The 20,387-nt window shown below is 34.5% G+C and carries 20 protein-coding genes; 8 read left to right on the top strand and 12 right to left on the bottom strand.

Translation table 11 applies throughout. The annotated features are described in order from the left end of the window. Nucleotides 1-114: 114 nt before the first annotated feature. A complete protein-coding gene (locus FCN74_RS10715; protein ID WP_138932593.1) occupies nt 115-1,770 on the top strand; it encodes a hypothetical protein in 1,656 nt (551 codons plus the stop codon). A gap of 88 nt (nt 1,771-1,858) precedes the next feature. Here the strand turns inward: FCN74_RS10715 and FCN74_RS10710 are convergent, their stop codons facing one another. The 3 genes from FCN74_RS10710 to FCN74_RS10700 form a co-directional block, all read right to left on the bottom strand. Next, nucleotides 1,859-2,701 carry a metallophosphoesterase gene (locus tag FCN74_RS10710; RefSeq protein WP_138932592.1) on the bottom strand — a complete coding sequence of 281 codons (843 nt, stop codon included), beginning with the start codon at nt 2,699-2,701 and terminating at the stop codon, nt 1,859-1,861. A 152-nt stretch (nt 2,702-2,853) separates the two neighbouring features. Further along, nucleotides 2,854-3,834 carry a PLP-dependent cysteine synthase family protein gene (locus tag FCN74_RS10705; protein WP_138932655.1) on the bottom strand — a complete coding sequence of 327 codons (981 nt, stop codon included), beginning with the start codon at nt 3,832-3,834 and terminating at the stop codon, nt 2,854-2,856. A gap of 75 nt (nt 3,835-3,909) precedes the next feature. Further along, entirely contained in the window at nt 3,910-5,145 is a 1,236-nt protein-coding gene (locus tag FCN74_RS10700) for an ABC transporter permease (RefSeq protein ID WP_138932591.1), read from the bottom strand. Between FCN74_RS10700 and FCN74_RS10695 the strand changes: the two genes are divergently transcribed. Beyond that, on the top strand, nt 5,126-6,343 hold the full coding sequence (locus tag FCN74_RS10695; RefSeq protein WP_138932590.1) for an exo-beta-N-acetylmuramidase NamZ family protein: 1,218 nt from the start codon (nt 5,126-5,128) through the stop codon (nt 6,341-6,343). The two genes, FCN74_RS10700 and FCN74_RS10695, sit on opposite strands and share 20 nt — an antisense overlap. A 350-nt stretch (nt 6,344-6,693) precedes the next feature. Next, nucleotides 6,694-7,947 (top strand): methionine adenosyltransferase, encoded by a 1,254-nt coding sequence (gene metK / locus FCN74_RS10690; RefSeq protein WP_138932589.1) that lies wholly within the window; start codon nt 6,694-6,696, stop codon nt 7,945-7,947. Here metK and FCN74_RS10685 read toward each other — a convergent pair. The 9 genes from FCN74_RS10685 to FCN74_RS10645 all read right to left on the bottom strand — a co-directional run bounded on the left by FCN74_RS10685 (nt 7,939) and on the right by FCN74_RS10645 (nt 15,435). Then, complete coding sequence (locus tag FCN74_RS10685) at nt 7,939-9,126, bottom strand: pyridoxal phosphate-dependent aminotransferase (protein WP_138932588.1); 1,188 nt, start codon at nt 9,124-9,126, stop codon at nt 7,939-7,941. The genes metK and FCN74_RS10685 overlap by 9 nt on opposite strands. Nucleotides 9,127-9,138: 12 nt before the next feature. After that, complete coding sequence (locus FCN74_RS10680; protein ID WP_138932587.1) at nt 9,139-10,236, bottom strand: fatty acid desaturase family protein; 1,098 nt, start codon at nt 10,234-10,236, stop codon at nt 9,139-9,141. Between the two features lie 97 nt (nt 10,237-10,333). Continuing rightward, nucleotides 10,334-11,338 (bottom strand): NAD(P)H-dependent glycerol-3-phosphate dehydrogenase, encoded by a 1,005-nt coding sequence (locus FCN74_RS10675; RefSeq protein WP_138932586.1) that lies wholly within the window; start codon nt 11,336-11,338, stop codon nt 10,334-10,336. 170 nt (nt 11,339-11,508) lie between these two features. Then, a complete protein-coding gene (locus FCN74_RS10670) occupies nt 11,509-11,787 on the bottom strand; it encodes a PIN domain-containing protein (protein ID WP_246062612.1) in 279 nt (92 codons plus the stop codon). Further along, nucleotides 11,787-12,029 carry a hypothetical protein gene (locus FCN74_RS10665; RefSeq protein ID WP_138932585.1) on the bottom strand — a complete coding sequence of 81 codons (243 nt, stop codon included), beginning with the start codon at nt 12,027-12,029 and terminating at the stop codon, nt 11,787-11,789. Before FCN74_RS10665 ends, FCN74_RS10670 begins: the two co-directional genes overlap by 1 nt. A 59-nt stretch (nt 12,030-12,088) precedes the next feature. After that, nucleotides 12,089-12,676, bottom strand: a complete 588-nt coding sequence (nadD, locus tag FCN74_RS10660; protein WP_138932584.1) for a nicotinate (nicotinamide) nucleotide adenylyltransferase — start codon at nt 12,674-12,676, stop codon at nt 12,089-12,091. Continuing rightward, nucleotides 12,666-13,250 (bottom strand): guanylate kinase, encoded by a 585-nt coding sequence (gmk, locus tag FCN74_RS10655; protein WP_138932583.1) that lies wholly within the window; start codon nt 13,248-13,250, stop codon nt 12,666-12,668. The genes nadD and gmk overlap by 11 nt, the downstream gene beginning before the upstream one ends. After that, nucleotides 13,250-14,119 (bottom strand): YicC/YloC family endoribonuclease, encoded by an 870-nt coding sequence (locus FCN74_RS10650; protein WP_138932582.1) that lies wholly within the window; start codon nt 14,117-14,119, stop codon nt 13,250-13,252. The genes gmk and FCN74_RS10650 overlap by 1 nt, the downstream gene beginning before the upstream one ends. Nucleotides 14,120-14,190: 71 nt before the next feature. Next, on the bottom strand, nt 14,191-15,435 hold the full coding sequence (locus tag FCN74_RS10645; RefSeq protein WP_138932581.1) for a type IX secretion system plug protein: 1,245 nt from the start codon (nt 15,433-15,435) through the stop codon (nt 14,191-14,193). A 153-nt stretch (nt 15,436-15,588) separates the two neighbouring features. Here FCN74_RS10645 and FCN74_RS10640 point away from each other — a divergent pair, with 153 nt between their 5' ends. Genes FCN74_RS10640 through nqrE form a run of 5 tightly spaced genes read left to right on the top strand, consistent with a single transcriptional unit; the run spans nt 15,589 to nt 20,368 of the window. Then, a complete protein-coding gene (locus tag FCN74_RS10640) occupies nt 15,589-16,935 on the top strand; it encodes a Na(+)-translocating NADH-quinone reductase subunit A (RefSeq protein WP_138932580.1) in 1,347 nt (448 codons plus the stop codon). Nucleotides 16,936-16,949: 14 nt separating this feature from the next. Beyond that, nucleotides 16,950-18,122: an NADH:ubiquinone reductase (Na(+)-transporting) subunit B gene (locus FCN74_RS10635; protein WP_138932579.1), complete on the top strand. Its 1,173-nt coding sequence runs from the start codon at nt 16,950-16,952 to the stop codon at nt 18,120-18,122. Nucleotide 18,123: 1 nt separating this feature from the next. Then, nucleotides 18,124-18,879: an NADH:ubiquinone reductase (Na(+)-transporting) subunit C gene (gene nqrC, locus FCN74_RS10630; protein WP_138932578.1), complete on the top strand. Its 756-nt coding sequence runs from the start codon at nt 18,124-18,126 to the stop codon at nt 18,877-18,879. Nucleotides 18,880-18,881: 2 nt separating this feature from the next. After that, complete coding sequence (locus FCN74_RS10625; RefSeq protein WP_171047164.1) at nt 18,882-19,628, top strand: NADH:ubiquinone reductase (Na(+)-transporting) subunit D; 747 nt, start codon at nt 18,882-18,884, stop codon at nt 19,626-19,628. Nucleotides 19,629-19,651: 23 nt separating this feature from the next. Beyond that, complete coding sequence (gene nqrE / locus FCN74_RS10620; RefSeq protein ID WP_138932576.1) at nt 19,652-20,368, top strand: NADH:ubiquinone reductase (Na(+)-transporting) subunit E; 717 nt, start codon at nt 19,652-19,654, stop codon at nt 20,366-20,368. Nucleotides 20,369-20,387: the final 19 nt, after the last annotated feature.

Below are 20,387 nucleotides of genomic sequence, written 5' to 3'. Positions count from 1 at the left end.
ATAATGAGTATTTTGCTGAAAATTCTTAGTATTTTAAGGAGTTCTTTGTAGTAGTCTTTAAGCTATTATCATTATATTCACCATTATATATCTTTTTTGTGTTAATGAATCGTAGTGAGAAAACGTATTAAGGTTTTAGTCATTCTTATATTTAGCGTTGTTGGTTTATTTAAGCTAATAGAATGGCGCCTTGAAAGCAAGTTTGAGGCAATATTGAATTCAGAACCTGATAGAGATTACAATATATCCTATCAACAAATTGATCTTCACACCTTTTTCAGCGGGATTACCCTAGAAGAGGTAAGTATAATCCCGTTGAATAAGTCTTCGGGCACAATCATAAATGCTAATGTAGATTTTATTGAGTTAGATGGCTTTAAATGGCTAAATTTTTTGTTTGCACAACAAGTCGAAATCAATGTACTCGAATTTAAAAAGCCAAGATTTATAGTAAATACCCTAAGCGATACTGGTCAAGAAAAGAACAGCTCGAATTTTCAAAAATTATTTGGTGATATTTTATCGAGGATAGATTTAATGGAATTTAAATTACATAAAGGTTCGATAAAATTACTTCAAAAAGATACTATCCACAATGGTAATATAAGTGGGATTAATATTTATGCGTCTGAGATAGAAACAGATTCAGTGCAGCTGTCTTATATTATTCCATTCTACCTTAAGAATCTAGAGGCTAGTATAGATAGCGCTTCTTTCAGTATTAACACCTACACAAAAGCTAAAATAGGAGCATTTGCGTATAGCTTAGCCGACGAAAGTTTTAATGTAAAAAATTTGAGTCTTAAGTACGACAAAGACTGGGTTGACGTAAGTAAAATCCGAGGCGTACAAGACGATGTGATCGAGTTTGATCTGAAAGAACTAAAGGTATCGAAGATGAAATACACCAGTAGTTTTTGGACAAATTTAGATATTGAAGCTCAACAAATGCTTATCGACGGCCTTAGCTTAAAAATAAATCGAAACAAAAACTTAAACCGACCACCAGAAAAAGAAAAGCCTTTGTTTAATAAAATGGTAGAAAAGATTCCATATAATATTGATTTGGACTCTATACACATTAAACATTCTTCAATAGCTTATGGAGAATTGGCAATTGGTCGACAAACTCCGGGAATAATTACAATAAATGCTATTAATGGTACTGTTACTCAATTGACAACTTTTGAAAAGCGAAAGCAAAAACTTAAGGAATTTAAGAGCTCTTTTACTGCCAAACTTAACGATGCGGCCGCAATTCAAGTGGATTTAGATGTTCCTTATTACAGAGATTACTTTGACTTTCAAGCCCACATAGGACCAATGCCTTTTAAGGCTTTGAACAAAAGTCTTACTCCAATTCTTGGTGTTGAGTTTAATGACGGTAAACTGAAAAGACTCAATTTTAAAATGAAAACCAATTACTTTGAATCGACTAATCATTTAGAAATGGACTTTGAGGACTTGCGTTTAAGCATTTATGAAAAAGAAATCGCTGGTTCTGAGCATAAAAAAGATTTTTTAACGTCGATTGCTAATGTGGCTGTACGAGATCGTAATCTGCCTGATAAACAAGGGTATATCACAGCAAACTATAAAACCAAACGTAATATTTACCGTTCTCCTTTTCAGCACATTGTAGCCGGTGTTCTAGACGGTACTAAACAAATTGTACCTGTAAAAGTAGTTCAAACGTTTATGAACAATGATGAAAACAAGAGAAAAATAAAAGAGAGAAGGAAAAAGCGAAGAAAGAAAAAGAAAATTTAGAATAAATATATCCAGACTAATAGAAATTTTAGACTCACTGATTTTAGAGCATTAAAGAATTAGAATAAAAATCTATACATTTAATGTTTCATACTCTATGCAGCTCAAAAATCGTAATCTCCGGCCTTACATTAAAACGCACCTGCCAAAGATGGCCTAATGCCCTGTTGATGTATAACGTCCGACCATCGTAAAGATCTATAATTCCTGAGTTATAACGTTTGTTTTTTACGGGTAATATCGGTGGATCAAGAAAAGGTGGTTTGCACTGCCCACCATGGGTGTGTCCAGACAAAATCCAACCTTGATAGTCTTGCCAAACGTCTAAATCACAAACATCTGGGTTATGGCATAGTACGATATTTGCTTTTTCGGGGTCATAGTTGTTCATTACTTTTTCAGGAGCAAAGTTCAGAGCCCAGTAGTCATCAAACCCTATGATGTTTAATCCCTCGATTTCGATTTGTGTATTGGAAAGCATCTTTACACCTGCACTTTCAAGTTGAGCCGTAATTTTATTGGCTACCTTTTGCTCTGCCCAATCCTTACCATAGTCATGATTGCCGAGAATTCCTACCGTACCTGATTTTCCTTTAACCACATGTCTTAAAACTTCATCGAGTTGTTTGAATTGAGTTTCATCTTCATAACTCACGTAATCGCCAGTATATACCACAAAATCCGGATTTAGTTTTTGAGCTTTCTTAAAAGAATCAATGATGTAGGAATAATCAAATCTGTTTCCCACATGGACATCACTGATTTGCATCAGAGTTTTGCCGATCATTTTTTTTGGCAGGTTTTTAATTGGCATTTTTCGTCTTACGAACTCTAACCAAAAGGGTTCGATTTGCCAGGCGTACAGGCCAGTCAATAAGCTTGTGCCGGCTATGCCATAAATTGTGTTTTTGAGGAATTTTCTACGTTTCAAGATGAATGTCTGATGCTATTGGTTAGAACAGTTTTAATATTATTCTTAACGAAAAACATCATTTAATGTTGTAATACCTAGCCCTGATAGGAGCGACATCCTGCGACTTTGGAGCAGATACAGCGGATAGCAGGTTCCCGGCTTCTAAAAAATTAGTCTAAATACCCCATCTTTTTCATCCAGTCGTCGTTGTACATCTTACCGACATATCGGCTGCCATGATCATGGAAAAGTACTACCACGACATCGTCCTTTTTGAAGTGTTCTTTAAGTTGTAAAAGGCCTTTAACCGCTGCGCCGGCCGAATTCCCGAGGAACATGCCCTCTTCTTTGGCGAGCCTTTGGGTATATACCGCAGCATCCTTGTCAGTGACCTTGGTAAACCCGTCTATGACTTCAAAACGTACGTTTTTAGGTAAAATGTCTTCTCCGATGCCTTCGGTGACATAAGGATAGATCTCTTTCTCGTCAAAAATGCCGGTCTCGTGGTATTTTTTGAATACTGAACCGTAGGTATCTATTCCCCAAACCTTGACATTCGGATTTTTCATTTTTAAGTAACTTCCTACGCCCGAAATGGTTCCGCCAGTACCTACACCAACTACAAAATGAGTGACTTTACCATCAGTTTGTTCCCAGATTTCCGGCCCTGTGGTCTTAAAGTGTGCTTTGCAGTTTGCCGGATTATCGTATTGGTTGACATACCATGAATTTGGGGTTTCTCGAGCCAATCTTGCAGAGGTAGAATAGTAAGATTTCGGATCGTCGGGAGCAACGTCTGTAGGACAAACATGAACTTCGCAGCCTACGGCTTTGAGAATGTTCATTTTTTCTTGGCTTTGTTTGTCACTCAACACACAAATAACCTTATAGCCTTTTACTATCGCGACCAAAGCTAAGCCCATTCCTGTATTACCAGAGGTGCCTTCAATGATTGTATCACCAGGCTTTAGTCGACCGTCAGCTTCTGCGTCTTCTATCATCTGTAAAGCCATACGATCTTTAACGGAGTTGCCAGGGTTAAAGGTTTCATACTTACCAAGGACTAAAGCATCAATATCTGAAACAATTTTATTCAGTTTAACCAATGGCGTGTTGCCAATAGTTTCGGTAATATTTTGGGCGTATTTCATAAACTCTTCTTCAGTTTGCAAAAGTATAAGAAAATTATGTTTTGAAGCTTGATAAAACAACAAAACAATGTAATTTTAATCAAATTTTATAGCCTTTACAGGTGATATTTTGGTTATGATGTAAGATGGCACTAACAGCATGAGTAGACAAATCAAAATCGTTCCGAAATTAATACTGACCAAATAAGACCAATCGATATAGACAGGTGCATGGGTCACATAATACGTATCTGGATTAAGGCTGATAATTTTAGCATATTTTTGAATGAGAAGTAAACCTATGCCAATTAGATTACCCCAAAAAAGGCCTTTTAAAATTAAATATGTCGCGTTGTAAAGAAAAATTTTTCGGATACTAAAATTTTGACAACCTAATGCTTTTAAAATCCCAACAAGCTGAGTTTGCTCTAAGATTAAGACTAGCAAAGCTGTAATCATATTAATCCCGGCAATAATAACCATAATGATGACTATTAAAGCAATGTTGACATCAAAAAGGGCAATCCATTCAAAAATAGTAGGATATTGGTTTACAATGGTAGATGCATTAAGAAATGAACCAATGTTTTCATAGACTTGTAATCCAGTTTGTTGAATGTCGTCAAAATCTGAAACTATGAGTTCAAATTGACCAATTTGAAATTCTTCCCATTTATTGAGACGTTGAATCTGTTTGATATCAGCCATTAAAAACTGCTTGTCAAATTCAAGAAACCCTGAATTGTAAATACCAACGATATCAAAAGCCACTAATCGTGGTCGGTCATTTTCTTTGTCTCTTAAAAAATATATTATAATTTTATCTCCTAGCTTAAATCCAAGGCGACTAGCTAGATACTCAGAAATTAATATTTCATTGTTGATTTGATCGGTAATTCTAAGATTCCTTCCTTTATTTATAAAATCATTAAAATAAGACCAATCAAAATCTGTAGAAACGCCTTTTACTACAATACCTTCAAAATCAGTTTCTGTTCGTATCACACCATATTTAGAGGCCGTTTTTTGGATGTGTGTAATTTCAGGAACCTCTTTAAAATTAGGGTAGAAATCTTGACGCGCATCTATAGGTTGTAAATTTTGATTAGATTGATTACTGGTAAAACTTCTAATGGTAATATGACCATTAAAAGCCGTAATCTTGTCTCTTATTTTTTGTTGCAAGCCTAAACCTGTACCAAAGGCTAGAATCATCATAATCACCCCAACACTTATGGCCGTTACAGCTATTTTTATTATTGGAGAAGAAACCTTACTTTTATAGCCCTTGGTCTTAACCAGCTTTTTCGATATGAAATATTCAAAATTCAACTTTTACACTATTTTTTATAGGTTCAAAAATACAGTTTTATTTAGTTTGTTGTTGACTTTAGGTTGTCAAGCTCAAGATCAATCTCAGAATACTTCAAAACTCTTAACTGGCGCAGATCAAACTGAGCAATATATAAATGAATTAAAAGAAAGTAAGATTGCAGTAGTTGCTAATCAGACTTCAGTGATTAGAAGCTCGCATCAGACTTATACCCATTTAGTAGACTCGCTTTTAGCCCTTAATATAGAAGTTAAGAAAGTGTTTGCTCCCGAGCATGGGTTTCGCGGCAAAGCTGATGCGGGTGAAAAAGTTGATGACGATGTGGATACCAAAACAGGTCTTCCTATTATTTCACTTTATGGTCAACACAAAAAACCTACAGACAAAGACCTCAATGGTATTGATAAAGTTGTTTTTGATATACAAGATGTCGGTGTTAGGTTTTACACTTACATTTCTACTTTACATTATGTAATGGAAGCTTGTGCAGAGCAAAATATTCCTCTAATTGTATTGGATAGACCAAATCCTAATCGACATTATATTGACGGTCCAGTTTTGGAAAAGCAACACAGCAGTTTTGTAGGCATACATCCCGTGCCAATTGTTTATGGGTTAACTATTGGGGAATATGCTCAAATGATTAATGGAGAACAATGGCTTAAAAATAACATAAAGTGTGAGTTAAAAATTGTGACTTTAAAACATTATAACACACAAAAAAATTATAAATTACTTATAAAACCCTCGCCAAATTTACCCAATGCTTTAGCTGTCAATTTGTATCCGAGTTTGTGTTTTTTTGAAGGGACGAATGTCAATGCGGGTCGAGGCACATCAACACCCTTTCAAGTATTTGGGTCACCGTTTTTAGATCAAAAAAAATATAGTTTTCAGTATGTTCCTGAATCTAATTTAGGTTCAAAATACCCTAAATATCAGGGTAAAGTTTGTTATGGCATGGATTTGACTAAACATCAATTTTTGTCAGAAATTCATTTAGGCTGGTTGATTAAAGCATATCAAAACACTTCAAACCAAGACCAATTTTTTAATTCTTTTTTTACAAAACTGGCAGGAACTACACGTCTTCAAAATCAAATCGAAAAAGGTTTAAACAATTCAGAAATCAAAGCCACTTGGCAAAATGAACTAAACGATTTTAAAAAACTTAAAAAACAATACCACTTGTACTAAGCTGATAAAAAATTTGCTTTAGAAAACCAAGGCTCAGAAAACTTAGACCTCACCGCTTATGGTGACTGAGTAAAATCTAAGCCAAACCTATGAGGTCTTGATGTAAGGTTAGAAAAAATTGAGACTTTTGCCCTCATGATTTGGTATAATAACCTCAAAACATCTTATTAAATTATCGTTAAGTCTGAGCATTTAGATTTAAGGTTTTTAATACATTTGTGCCGAGGATAAATTTGACTGATTGCATCCTTTTTTAAAATGCTAAAACAGTTCTTCATAACTCTTTTGCCAAGTTGTAATTTTCAAAAATTTTATCGTCCTATCTAAATATTAAACTGAAATTAAATTTTATGTCATATTTATTTACTTCAGAAAGTGTGTCTGAAGGCCATCCCGATAAAATAGCAGACCAAATCAGCGATGCTTTACTCGATAACTTTTTAGCTTATGATCAGGATTCTAAAGTAGCTTGTGAAACTTTAGTTACCACAGGTCAAGTGTTTTTGGCCGGTGAGGTAAAAAGCAATACTTACCTAGATGTGCAAAAAGTCGCAAGAGAAATCATAAATAAAATTGGTTACACCCAAAGTGAATACCGCTTTAGTGGTGACTCTTGTGGGGTTGTATCCTCTATCCATGAACAGTCTCAGGATATAAATCAAGGTGTAGACAAAGAGGATAAAGACAGCCAAGGCGCTGGTGATCAAGGTATGATGTTTGGTTATGCGACCAATGAAACGGAAAATTATATGCCTTTGGCACTCGATATTTCTCATAAAATACTGAAAGAATTGGCCAATCTAAGGCGGGAAAATAAAGATATCACTTACCTTAGACCCGATGCGAAAGCTCAAATCACTATAGAATATTCTGATGATAATGTGCCTTTGCGTATAGATACTATAGTAGTTTCTACCCAACATGATGAGTTTGATACGGATGACAACATGCTTCAAAAAATTCAGCATGATATTAAAACAATTCTTATACCACGCGTGAAAGCTTTGTTTTCAGAAGACATTCAAAGTTTATTTGACGATAATATTATTTATCATATCAATCCTACGGGAAAATTTGTCATTGGTGGCCCACATGGTGATGCAGGTTTAACGGGTAGAAAAATTATAGTTGATACTTATGGAGGTAAAGGCGCTCATGGTGGCGGCGCATTTTCAGGCAAAGACCCTAGTAAAGTAGACCGTTCGGCAGCTTATGCAGCTCGTCATATTGCTAAAAATATGGTTGCAGCAGGTATTGCTGACGAAGTTTTAGTTCAAGTGTCTTATGCTATAGGAATTGATAAACCTACTTCAATATCGGTAAATACTAAAAACAAACACATTGATGTCTCTGATGGTGAAATTGCAAACGTTATTAAAAACACCTTTGACATGCGACCAGCCGCCATAGAAAAACGACTTAAATTAAGGCATCCAATTTATTTTGAAACAGCCAGTTATGGTCATATGGGTAGAACACCCAGGACTATAAAAAAACATTTTGAATCCACATATTCAGGTCAAAAATCTCTTGAGGTTGAACTATTTACTTGGGAGAAATTGGATTATGTCGATACTTTGAAAGAAACTTTCGGGCTATTGTAAAATTTCTTTTATACGTTTTATCGCTTCACGAATTTGTGCTTCTGAAGCGGCGTAAGAAATCCTAATACAATCAGGATTTCCAAAAGCTTCGCCAGTTACCGTAGCGACATTGGCTTCCTCCAAAAGGAACATACTAAAATCTGTGGCATTTTTGATGTGATGACCTTTTACGGTTTTGCCAAACCAGGCACTCACATTAGGAAATACATAAAACGCACCTTGAGGCTGATTACATTCAAAACCTTTGAGCGCATTTAAAAGGTCAAGTATAATTTCTCTTCTTTTTGAAAACTCATCAACCATATATTGTACTTTGCTTACCGGTGCTTGCAAAGCAGTAATCACAGCACGTTGAGCAATACAATTAGCACCACTGGTGACTTGCCCTTGTAACTTTGTGCACGCTTTGGCAATATATTCGGGAGCGCCGATGTAGCCTATTCGCCATCCGGTCATCGCAAAGGCTTTTGAAACACCATTGACGGTTACGGTACGGTCATACATATCGTCAAATTGCGCCATAGACGCGTGACCACCTATAAAATTGATGTGCTCGTAAATTTCGTCACTGACCACTATAATTTGCGGATGCTTTTGTAAAACATCTGCTAGTGCACGGAGTTCATCTTTGGTGTAAACCGAACCACTGGGATTACAAGGAGAGCTATACCAAAGCATTTTGGTTTTTGGTGTAATTGCCGATTCAAGTTGCTCGGCTGTCATTTTAAAATCTTGATCAATCGAGGTTTTAACTTCAACGGCTTTGCCTTCACAGAGTCCAACAATATCGCGATAACTCACCCAATATGGACAAGGTAAAATCACTTCATCATTTGGGTCGAGTAAAGCAGATGCGATGTTGTATAAAGCTTGTTTGGCTCCAGTAGAGACCGTAATTTGGCTTAAATTATAATCGAGATTGTTATCCCGTTTAAACTTGTGTTGAATAGCTTTTTTTAATTCTGGATAACCATCAACAGGTGTGTAAGAATTGTAGTTGTCATTGACGGCTTGAATGGCTGCGTCTTTAATATAATCAGGCGTATTAAAATCGGGCTCACCTAGACTTAAGCTAATAATGTCTTTGCCTTTAGCTTTAAGTTCTCTGGCTTTTGCTGCCATGGCTAATGTAGCTGAGGTTTTTAGGCTATTGATTTTTTGGGAAAGGTTGGTCTTCATAAGCTTAAATTATTAAGCCATTTGTGGATTTTTGCCCATAAATTTTAAATATTTAAAATGAGCGATAATGGCTTGTCTTGTGGTTTTGTATTCATTATATGGCAAACTAAATTCTTTTGTCGTTTGCTTTACAATTTTAGCAATTTTTGGATAATGAACATGGCTAATATTTGGAAAAATATGATGTTCTACTTGAAAATTTAATCCTCCAGTAAACCAATTGACAATTTTATTGTGAGTAGAAAAATTTGTCGTGGTAAACAATTGGTGTACCATCCAAGATTTTTCCATTTCACCATCTGTATTTGGAGTAGGCATATCATTTTCACCGACAACATGAGCCAGTTGAAATACAATACTTAAGATCAATCCTGCGGTGTAGTGCATGACAAAAAAGCCTAAAACGACTTTCCACCAAGCCAAATCCGTAAGCAATATGGGTAATACAATCCATATACTGAAATAGATTAGTTTAGTGACGGCTAAAATTGTCCATTGCTTTGTAGGTCTGGGTAGTTTTCCATAGTATAATTTTTGCTTGAGATAGCGTTTTGTCTGTATAAAATCTGTGGTCAATGCCCAATTAAATGTCAACAAACCATATAAGAAAATAGAATAATAATGTTGAAATTTATGAAATCTTCGCCATTGGGTATGTTTTGAAAATCTCAATATACGACCCGCTTCAAGGTCTTCATCGTGACCTTGAATATTGGTGTAAGTATGGTGTAATACGTTATGCTGAACTTGCCAATTATAAACATTGCCGGCTAAAACATAAATGCTACTCCCCATAATTTTATTAACCCATGTTTTTGTAGAATAAGTGCCGTGGTTGCCGTCATGCATTACGTTCATACCAACACCTGCCATACCTACTCCCATTAAGATGGTTAATGCAAGTTTCCACAATCCGTGAATGTCTAATGTTAATATTAAAAAATAAGGAGCAAGCAATAATGAAAACATAATAATAGTTTTCAAATGCAGTTTCCAATTTCCTGTTTTTTTAATATTATTCTCTTTAAAGTAGTTGTTGACTCGTTTGTTGAGCGTTCGCATAAAATCTCTAGAATCTTTTGTATTAAAGCGAACCTGAGCATATTTCATAAAACCAATATTAGGTCTACAAAAATAGAATATAAAATCAATTACTGGGGTAAAATGGCATAATTTAACGGGTGTTTAGGTATTTTGAGCTACAGCATTAATTAAGTTTAAAAGTTAATTTTTCAAAGACAGATTTTGGGTTTTTGTTTTTGTAAATGACTTTATAAACTGCATTGATAATAGGTGTTTTGGCTTTCTTCTTACCGTCTTGTTTACTAAGCAAATAGGCACTTTCAGTGGCGTAATAACCTTCAGCAATCATATTCATTTCCATCATAGCCGATTTAACAGTATAACCTTTTCCAATCATATTGCCAAAATATCGATTTCGACTAAAATTGGAATAGCCTGTGACTAATAAATCTCCAAGATAAGCGGAGTCATTAATATTGCGTTTCATTTTGTAGCGTTTTTTGATAAAGCGTTTCATTTCTCTTATGGCATTACTCATTAAAACGCTTTGAAAATTATCACCATAACCTAATCCATGTGCTATACCCGCAGCAATAGCGTAAATATTTTTTAACACGGCTGCGTATTCAGTACCAATGATGTCTTCGCTTGTTGAACATTTAATGTAGTGACAACTTAGTTTTTCGCTCATCATCTTGGCTCGATCTATATCAGCGCAAGCTATAGTAAGATAAGATAAGCGTTCAAGCGCGACTTCTTCGGCATGACACGGTCCTGTGATGACTCCAATTTGTGCAAGATCTAAGCCAATGATATCATGAAAATATTCGCCGACAAGTTTTTGGTTTTCTGGAATTATACCTTTTACAGCATTAAAAATTATTTTGTGTTTTAGCGGAACTGTAATTTTGTCCAATTCTGATTTTAAAAATGCTGAAGGTATCGCAATGATCAAAATATCAGACTGTTCAACAATTGTGTTGATATCATTGTTCATGTAAAGCTGATTCAGGTCAAAAGCAACTGAACTCAAATAATCTTTGTTATGATGGTTTATGCTGATATACTTAATGGTATCAGCATCTCTAATATACCAATTGATACTGTCTACATTTTCACAAAGCATTTTTGCTAGCGCTGTAGCCCAACTGCCGCTTCCAATGATGCCAATGCGTAGGTTTTTTGTCATTAGATAAAATTAATTTTTATGTCTTTATAACACTTCAAAATAAAATAGCTCATCGAGTTACCCAATTCTCAACTTTTATCTTTTTTATTCTTTTAAACTCTTTTAAGTTTTCAGTAACCATTATCAAATCGTTTGCAATTGCCGTTGAGCCAATTAACAAATCGAAATCGCTAATCATTTGTCCTTTTTCTCTCAAATCTTACTTTCTCTTTCGCATATATTTTTAAGGCGTCAAAAATTGGAAGCACTTTTACCTGCTCTGAAAACTCATCTATAATTCTGTAATTCTGTTTTTTATCTAAACTATTTTCTGCACCGTAAATCATCTCTGCAAGTGTGATTTCTGAAATCGCACAATTATCAAGTGTCACTTTTTCGAATTTATCTTTTAAGTTGAATTTACCTCGAAAAAAGTGAATACAAATATTAGTATCAATCAAATACTTCATTAGAAATTTGAAAAGTTTGTTTTTTCAACCCTTGAGTTTCTAATTTCGCTTATAATTTCATCTGAACTTCTATCATCAACCCACGCGCCGTAAAGTGAATCTAAATCAAATTCTTTATGAGATTTAAATTCTAATGAATTTGTCAATTTTTTGATTAATTTTTTTTTCGAATTCACATCTAAGTTTTTAAGGTAACCGAAATATTTATCTAAAATTTTATTTGAAATAGCTAAACTTCCCATTTTGTATATTTTATTAATGCAATTTACGAATTTAAAATTATAGATTAAATGAAAGTAGCTTACCTATAAAAATTCATCTCATCAATATAAGCCCAAACCTTTTCGGGTAAAAGAGGCTTAATATTTTGTTGATTTGAAATGGCTGTTCTGATAAAACTGGCAGAGATTTCTACAATCGGGACATCTACATATTGAACCTTAGCATGATGTTTGAGTTCTGAAGGTACGTTTTTATTATGTATGCGTGGACACACAATTATATGATGATGCTCTAGTATGTAGTCATAATTTTTCCATTTTTTAAAACTGGCCAAATTATCTTCACCCATTATGAGGTGAAACTTGTAGTCAGGGTATTGTTCTAATAATTTTTCTAAAGTTTTTGATGTATAGTTGGGCTGAGGCATATCAAACTCAATTTTGCTGGCTTTGAGTTTAGGATAATTTTCAGTGGCACGATAGACCAATTCATACCGGTGATGATTTTCAAGCATTGAGGCCTTCTGTTTAAAAGGGCTTTGTGGTGTGATGACATACCATACTTCATCGACTGAGCCAAACTCGGCAATGTGATTGCCCAAAATGAGATGACCTATATGAATGGGGTTAAATGTCCCAAAGAATAACCCGATATGCTTATTTTTCATCGATAAAAGATTTAACCAGTTGATAAGCGTCTTTTAAGGCCGTATCTAAATCGTTGTTGATTAAGATTTCATCAAATTGCGGGGCGGTTGCCATTTCAATTGAAGCTTTGGCTAAGCGCATATTAATACGCTCATCCGATTCGGTTTGGCGCTTTTTAAGTCTTATTTTAAGCTCTTCTACACTTGGTGGTTTGACAAAAACGGCTAAAGTGTGTTCGGGATAAATCTTTTTGATGTCCAGACCACCAACCACATCAATATCAAAAATAACGTGTTTGTCTTCATTCCAGATGCGTTGCACTTCACTTTTTAAAGTGCCGTAAAAATTGTCGCGATAAACTTCTTCCCATTCTAAAAAGTCGTCGTTTTTGATGTGTTGCTTAAATTCATTTAAAGACATAAAATAGTAGTCTTTACCATCAATTTCATTATTGCGTGGCTCACGAGATGTGGCTGAAACTGAAAATTCAAGATTTAACTCTTTTTTTGATAAAAGATGCCTTACAATGGTAGTTTTGCCTGAACCCGATGGAGCTGAAAAGACAATGAGTTTTCCTGTTTTTGAAGCGGTCATTATAAGATGTTAAGCATTTGTTCTTTGATTTTTTCTAGCTGGTCTTTCATTTCGACAACCAGATTTTGAATTTCAGCATCATTTGCTTTGCTGCCTATGGTATTAATTTCACGTCCCATTTCTTGTGAGATGAAATTTAATTTTTTTCCATTAGATTCGGCTAAATTTAAAGTCTCTCTAAAGTAATTGAGATGACTTTTTAAACGGGTTTTTTCTTCAGAAATATCGTATTTTTCGATGTAGTAAATCAGTTCTTGTTCAAAACGGTTTTTGTCATAATCTAAGCTAAGGTCTTCCAAAGTTGATTTTAATCGTGTTTTAACCTTTTCAACTCGACTTTGATCTATTTCTTTGATGCGTTTTAAATGTCTTTCAATCTCTTCAAGATTATTTTTGAAAGTTTCCATTAAATTTTCACCTTCTTGATGTCTAAATGTTTCGACTTGTTGTAAAGCTTTATTCAAAGCAGTGTTAAGTTTGATTTGGTCATCTTTAGTCATTTCGTACTCTTGAGACTGAAAAGCATCGGGTAACGACATGGCAATTTCAAGCAATTTAGCCTTATCCATAACATCTCTGACGCTTATGATGTCTTGTAAATTTTCAATATAAGATTTAACCAGAGGCTTGTTAAAAGTTATATTTTGACTTTGCTGGGCGTTTTCAATATTAATTTGCACATCAATTTTGCCGCGTTTTAAGGTCTTAATGATGTTTTTTCTCCAGTCTAACTCAAAGAGTCTAAGATCAGAAGGCATCCTAAAATTGACATCTATATTTTTGCTGTTAAGGGTTCGGATTTCAACATCAATATGTTTGTCATTTAAAACAGCAGTGGCTTTACCGTAACCTGTCATAGATTGTATCATAGCGATCTAAAAAATTTGAAGCAAAAGTAGTGAAATGAATAGGGATGAGCAATCATTGCCATTTCACATTTTTAATTGATGATATTTCGGCTGCTTGCAGAACCAACACCTATTAAGGCATCAAAACGTGCTCCAATATCTCTGTAGTAAACTAAAATGGTATAATCATTTTCTGCAATATCATAGCTTCCACTGATAAAGTGATCATTAAAATTGCCTTGAGGTGATAAGTAAACGTATTTATAATTATAAAACCCTTGTTTGAGCAAGATTTTAGTTTCATATAATCCTGAGTTTTTGTTGTAATCTAAATGGGTTTCGTCGGTTAGACTATAATTGTTAAAGCGGCCATAAACATGCAACTCACCACCATCGAGATCTTTGGGACAAAATAAACTAAAATGTACCACAGCATACTCCGATTCTCTATTGACATCTTCACCTTGAACAGTATTAACCTTAAAACTTCCATTGATATCAGGATTATAAACGTATTCACGACCTTGTCTTACCCTATCGGTCACCAGATAAGTATGGTAAAGGTCAAAAAGTTCGACTCGTTGAATATTGATTGATGAAACTCTGATGTCGCGGTTGTCAAAAAATAAATATTCATTACCACCCCAAAAGGCTGTTTTTTGTGGATAATTAAAGACTAATATATTACCCGAAGTGAATTGCGGTTTGATATCATAAATGGCAGACTTAAAGTCATTGTTTTGAACAATAACAGTATTGACCGTTTGTTCTGGATTTTTAAAAATAAAACCGTTGCGACCAACGCTGTATTGCAACAATTGTTTTTTACCTATTTCTTTTAAATCTCGCGATCGTCTTACCTGAGCTTTGACATCTACCTGACGATTGTAAACCATAAATTTTCTTGAAAATACCAATTGTCGATCACTGTTAAAAATTTTGAGCATGTAGTTGCCAGATACTTTTAAACGTCTTGTATTTTTATTAGGAATTTGTAATTCGTAATGTGTATAGGGCTGAAGTGTAGTTAAAGAATTTTTAAAATCAAAAATTCTTATGTTGTCAAAGCCTTCTATATATTCATTTTTTGCTAATTTAGAAGGTGTCCAATCGTAATTAAAATGTTCAATTTTGTAATAAAAGTCAGCAACCTTAGCGCGAATATCATCAAAGTTCAACTTTAGTTTATCATTGATTGAGATAACGGGTGTTCCAGTTAAATCGGCTTGGCCAGTAAACTGAATGGTTTTGATATAGTCGGGTGGCAGAACTTCAAATTCTTGTGAAATGAGTAAATTTGAAAATAAAACAAAGACAGCAACAAATATTTTTTTCATGTCAAACAATTGATTCACAAAATTATAATAAAAATTAGTTAAAGACGAACATATTGTTTAGAATCATTATAAATAACTTAATATCAACATTTGTTTAAGTCCAAAATGTAGTTTTAATTATTAAGTTTGTAACCGAAAAAATTAGCGCTTAATATGGCTATTAATATTAAATCGAAACGCGGTCTTAAGTTAAGGCTCAAAGGCGAAGCTGAAAAAAAAACCTCGCCCGCTTTGAAATCAAAAACTTACGCCCTTATTCCTGATAATTTTCACGGATTGGTGCCTAAAATGTTAATTAAAAAGGAAGGAACAGCCGTAAAAGCAGGCGAACCTTTATTTTATTCTAAATATAACGATCAAACCAAAGTTGTTTCGCCAGTTAGTGGAAAACTAAAAACTATTGAACGCGGAGCTAGAAGACGTATTTTGAGAGTTATCATAGAAGCTGATGATGAATTTGACTACGTTGAGCACGATATTTTAGATCCGCTGAAAACCGATGCCAAAAAATTAAAAGCACATATTTTTGAGTCTGGTTGTGGAATATTCTTTAAACAAAGACCATATGACATACCAGTTAGCGCTGAGGATGTACCTAAGTCTATACATATTTCAACATATAATACAACTCCATTAGGTGCAGATTTTGAATACATTCTTAGCAATAAAAAAGAGGAATTTCAAAATGGTATTAATGCTTTAACAAAACTTACAGAAGGTAAGGTTTTTTTAGGTGTAGATAGAAATGCACAAAGTTTTTTACATGATACTGAAAATGTTAAGTTAGTTAAAGTATCTGGTCCTCATCCGGCTGGTAATGTGGGTTTCCAGATTCAAAAAACAAATCCTATTAATAAAGGTGAAAAAGTTTGGACCATAAGACCGGAAGATGTTGCTATCATAGGTGAATTGTTGTCAACCGGCAAATTTAATGCAGAAAGAACTGTTGCTGTATGTGGTAGTGATGCTGTAGACAAGCAGTACTTTAAAACATTAATTGGCGCTGAAGTCAATTCTATTATAGAAGAAGTTAATACCAGTAAAACTCGAATTATTTCGGGTGATGTATTTACTGGAGATATCGCACAAAATGGAGATCACATTAATTTCTTTAGTAATGAAATTACATTAATACCAGAAGGAAATCAATACCGCATGTTTGGTTGGTTACCTTTTAAAGATAACAATATTCCTTCTGTACACAATACCTCATTTGCAAAACTTCGACGTAAGCCATTTCAAGTAAATACAAGTCTCAATGGAGAAGAAAGAGCCTTGGTTGTTACTGGAGAAATGGAAGAGGTTATGCCTATGGATATTTTACCCATGCAGTTGCTAAAGGCTTGTATGACAGGCGATATAGACAAAATGGAAAATCTTGGTATATATGAAGTATCACCTGAAGATTTTGCCACGGTAGAATATGTAAACACTTCAAAAATAGAAGCACAAGAAGTGATCAGACAAGGTTTAGATTTGATGATAACAGAAGTAGGTTAAATATAAAATTTGCTATGAATTGGATTAGAAAAAAAATTGATAAAGTAAAAGAACCTTTTCAGCCTGGAGAAAAACTAGAAAAATTTGCTCCAGCTGTTAATGCTTTGGACACCTTTTTATTTGTACCCAATGATACAACAAAAAAAGGTTCACACATCCGAGATGCTGTAGATCTCAAAAGAACAATGATTACAGTAGTCCTGGCATTAATTCCAGCTTTAATCTTTGGAATTTGGAATGCGGGATATCAACACTACACGCAACTGGGCGAAGAATTTACATTTATAGATGCTTTTCTTCATGGTGCATACAAAATTGTTCCAATGATTATTGTGTCTTATGCTGTAGGTCTTGGAATAGAATTTGGATTTGCCGTTAAACGCGGTCATGAAGTTAATGAAGGTTATTTGGTAACAGGACTTTTAATTCCTATGATTATGCCTGTTGATATTCCATTATGGATGGTTGCATTATCAGTAGCGTTCGCAGTGCTAATTGGGAAAGAAGCTTTTGGCGGTACAGGTATGAATATTTTAAATCCTGCTTTAACAGCCAGAGCATTTGCATTTTTTGCTTATCCTACATACATGTCTGGTGATAAAGTTTGGGTGAGTGAAGCTACAGAAGTGAGTGGTATTTCTGGTGAAACTATTTTAGGAACTTTAGCTGCCGGAAAAGACGTCGCTTACGAGAGCGCTAGTATGTTTTCTGGTTTAATACCTGGTTCAATATCTGAAACTTCAACCGCACTTATATTGCTCGGCGCTCTTATTTTAATATTTACAAAAGTGGGAAGTTGGAGAATTATCTTAAGTGGATTTATTGGGGCAGCAGTTATGGGATTGATTTTTAATTTTCTTATGCCGGCCATCAACTTGGACAACGCTTTAACAAACTTTCCTTGGTATAATCACTTAATCGTAGGTGGCTTAGCATTTGGAGTCGTCTTTATGGCTACAGACCCAGTAAGTGCAGCCCAAACCATGAAAGGTAAATGGATTTATGGATTTCTTATCGGCTTCTTTGGAATCATGATTAGAATTTTCAATCCCGCCTATCCAGAAGGTATTATGTTGGCTATTTTGTTAATGAATATTTTTGCGCCAACCATCGACCATTATGTTATTCAAGCTAATATTAAAAGAAGACAAAAACGCATGAAAGTTCAAACCGTAAAAACCGCTTAAAATGGATAAAAATAGCAATGCTTATACATTTATTTTTGCTGTAGGAATGGTTATCGTAGTGGCTGTAGTTTTATCATTTTTAGCCACAAGCTTGAAACCGATGCAAGACAAAAATGTTAAACAGGAAAAAATGCAAAATATCCTTAATACTTTCGTTGGGGATAGCCTTCTTGTTGACGGCAAAAAAGTTTTATTGACACGTGAGTTGGCTTCAGAAAAATTTGATCAATACATTGTAAATCAGTATGCTTTGAACCACAAAGGTGAAAATGTTGACGGTAAAGAAGCCTTTAATATCAAATTAGCCAACGAGATTAAAAAACCTGTAGAAGAACAAGTATTCCCGCTATATGAAGCAAATTACGAAGGGACAAATTACTATGTCATACCGCTTAGAGGTTCTGGATTATGGGATGCGATTTGGGGTTATGTGGCTTTAAAAGAAGATTTAAATACAATAGAAGGCGTTATTTTTGACCATAAAGGAGAAACTGCTGGTCTTGGTGCTGAAATTACGACAGATTGGTTTCAAGAAAGTTTTGAGGAAGAAAAAATTAAAAATGACCAAGGCGACATAGTTGGTGTAGAAGTCAAAAAAGGCTACAGCGGTGGTAAAGACAAATCAGACAATCAAGTTAATGCAATTTCTGGAGCAACAATTACAGGAGATGGTGTGACTAAAATGATGAAAGAACGCTTAACTAAATACAAGCCATTCTTTCAAAAAAAGAAAAATTCTAAACTCGCAATACGTTAATTATGAGTGAACAGAAAAAAGATATAAAAACCAAAGAAGAAAAAAAGAAAGAAGAAATGATTTTTTTTCTCTCTAAATCAGAGGAAAAAGAAGCATTTTTATCTAAAGCAAACAGAAAACTTTTAACTGATCCTTTAGACGATAACAATCCTATAACTGTTCAAGTTCTCGGGATCTGCTCCGCACTTGCAATTACAGTTCAATTGAAGCCGGCAATCGTCATGACGGTAGCCGTTATATTTGTAATGGCTATGGGTAATGTCGTGATTTCCTTATTACGTAATCTTATCCCAAATCGAATAAGAATTATTGTTCAATTAGTTGTGGTTGCATCCTTAGTTATTGTAGTTGATCAAGTGTTAAAAGCCTTTCTGTACGATGTCAGTAAACAGTTATCAATTTTTATTGGATTAATTATAACCAACTGCATCATCATGGGACGTCTCGAGGCGTTTGCTCTTGGTAACAAACCTTGGAAATCATTTCTGGATGGTGTTGGTAATGCCGCTGGTTATGGTGTTATCCTTATTATAGTGGCATTTTTTAGAGAACTTTTAGGTTCTGGTAAGCTATTAGGTTTTGAAGTATTAGGCCATAAAGGATTAACTCTAGCAGACTCAACTGGTTTGTACGCTCTTGGTTACGAGAATAATGGTTTCTTTTTATTATCGCCCATGGCATTGATTGTTGTCGGGTTGGTCATATGGTATCAAAGATCCAGAAATCGTAAATTAATTGAAGAAAATTAAAATAATATTATAACTCAAATCATATGGATTTAGTCAACTTATTTGTAAAAAGCATTTTCATTGAAAATATGATTTTTGCGTATTTCCTTGGAATGTGTTCTTATTTGGCAGTTTCTAAAACAGTCAAAACGGCTGTCGGACTTGGTGCTGCAGTGATATTTGTTTTAGTCATAACAGTACCAATCAATTATTTGATAGACAATTATCTGTTGCAAGAAGGTGCTTTGTCATGGCTAGGTGCTGAATATGCTAGCATAGACTTAAGTTTTTTGAGCTACATTATGTTTATTGCTGTTATTGCTTCGATGGTTCAACTCGTTGAGATGGTCGTTGAAAAGTTTTCACCTGCACTATATGGATCACTTGGTATATTTTTACCTTTAATAGCAGTAAACTGTTCTATATTAGGTGGATCTTTGTTCATGCAGCAAAAAGATTTTAGCGGCATTACCGAAGCTGGTGTTTACGGCTTAGGTAGTGGAGTAGGCTGGTTTCTTGCAATTTTAGCTATTGCTGCGATAAGAGAAAAAATTGCCTATTCTAATGTTCCCGCACCTCTAAAAGGTTTAGGAATTACATTTATCATTACAGGTTTAATGGCTATTGGCTTTATGAGCTTTATGGGTATCAAATTAGGCGGTGATGAGCAAAAAGAAGAAAATACAACAGCTTTGAATATTCAAACTGAAGATGCTGAAAATGATGAAAAAACAGCTCAAATTTCATCAATTAAAAATTAAGCTATAAAAGGAATTAAAT

Origin of the sequence: Mesohalobacter halotolerans (genome assembly GCF_006120725.1) — a bacterium.
In the GTDB taxonomy this organism is placed as follows: Bacteria; Bacteroidota; Bacteroidia; order Flavobacteriales; family Flavobacteriaceae; genus Psychroflexus; species Psychroflexus halotolerans.
Note: the sequence above shows the minus strand (reverse complement) of the source record. Positions and strands in the feature narration are given on the sequence as shown.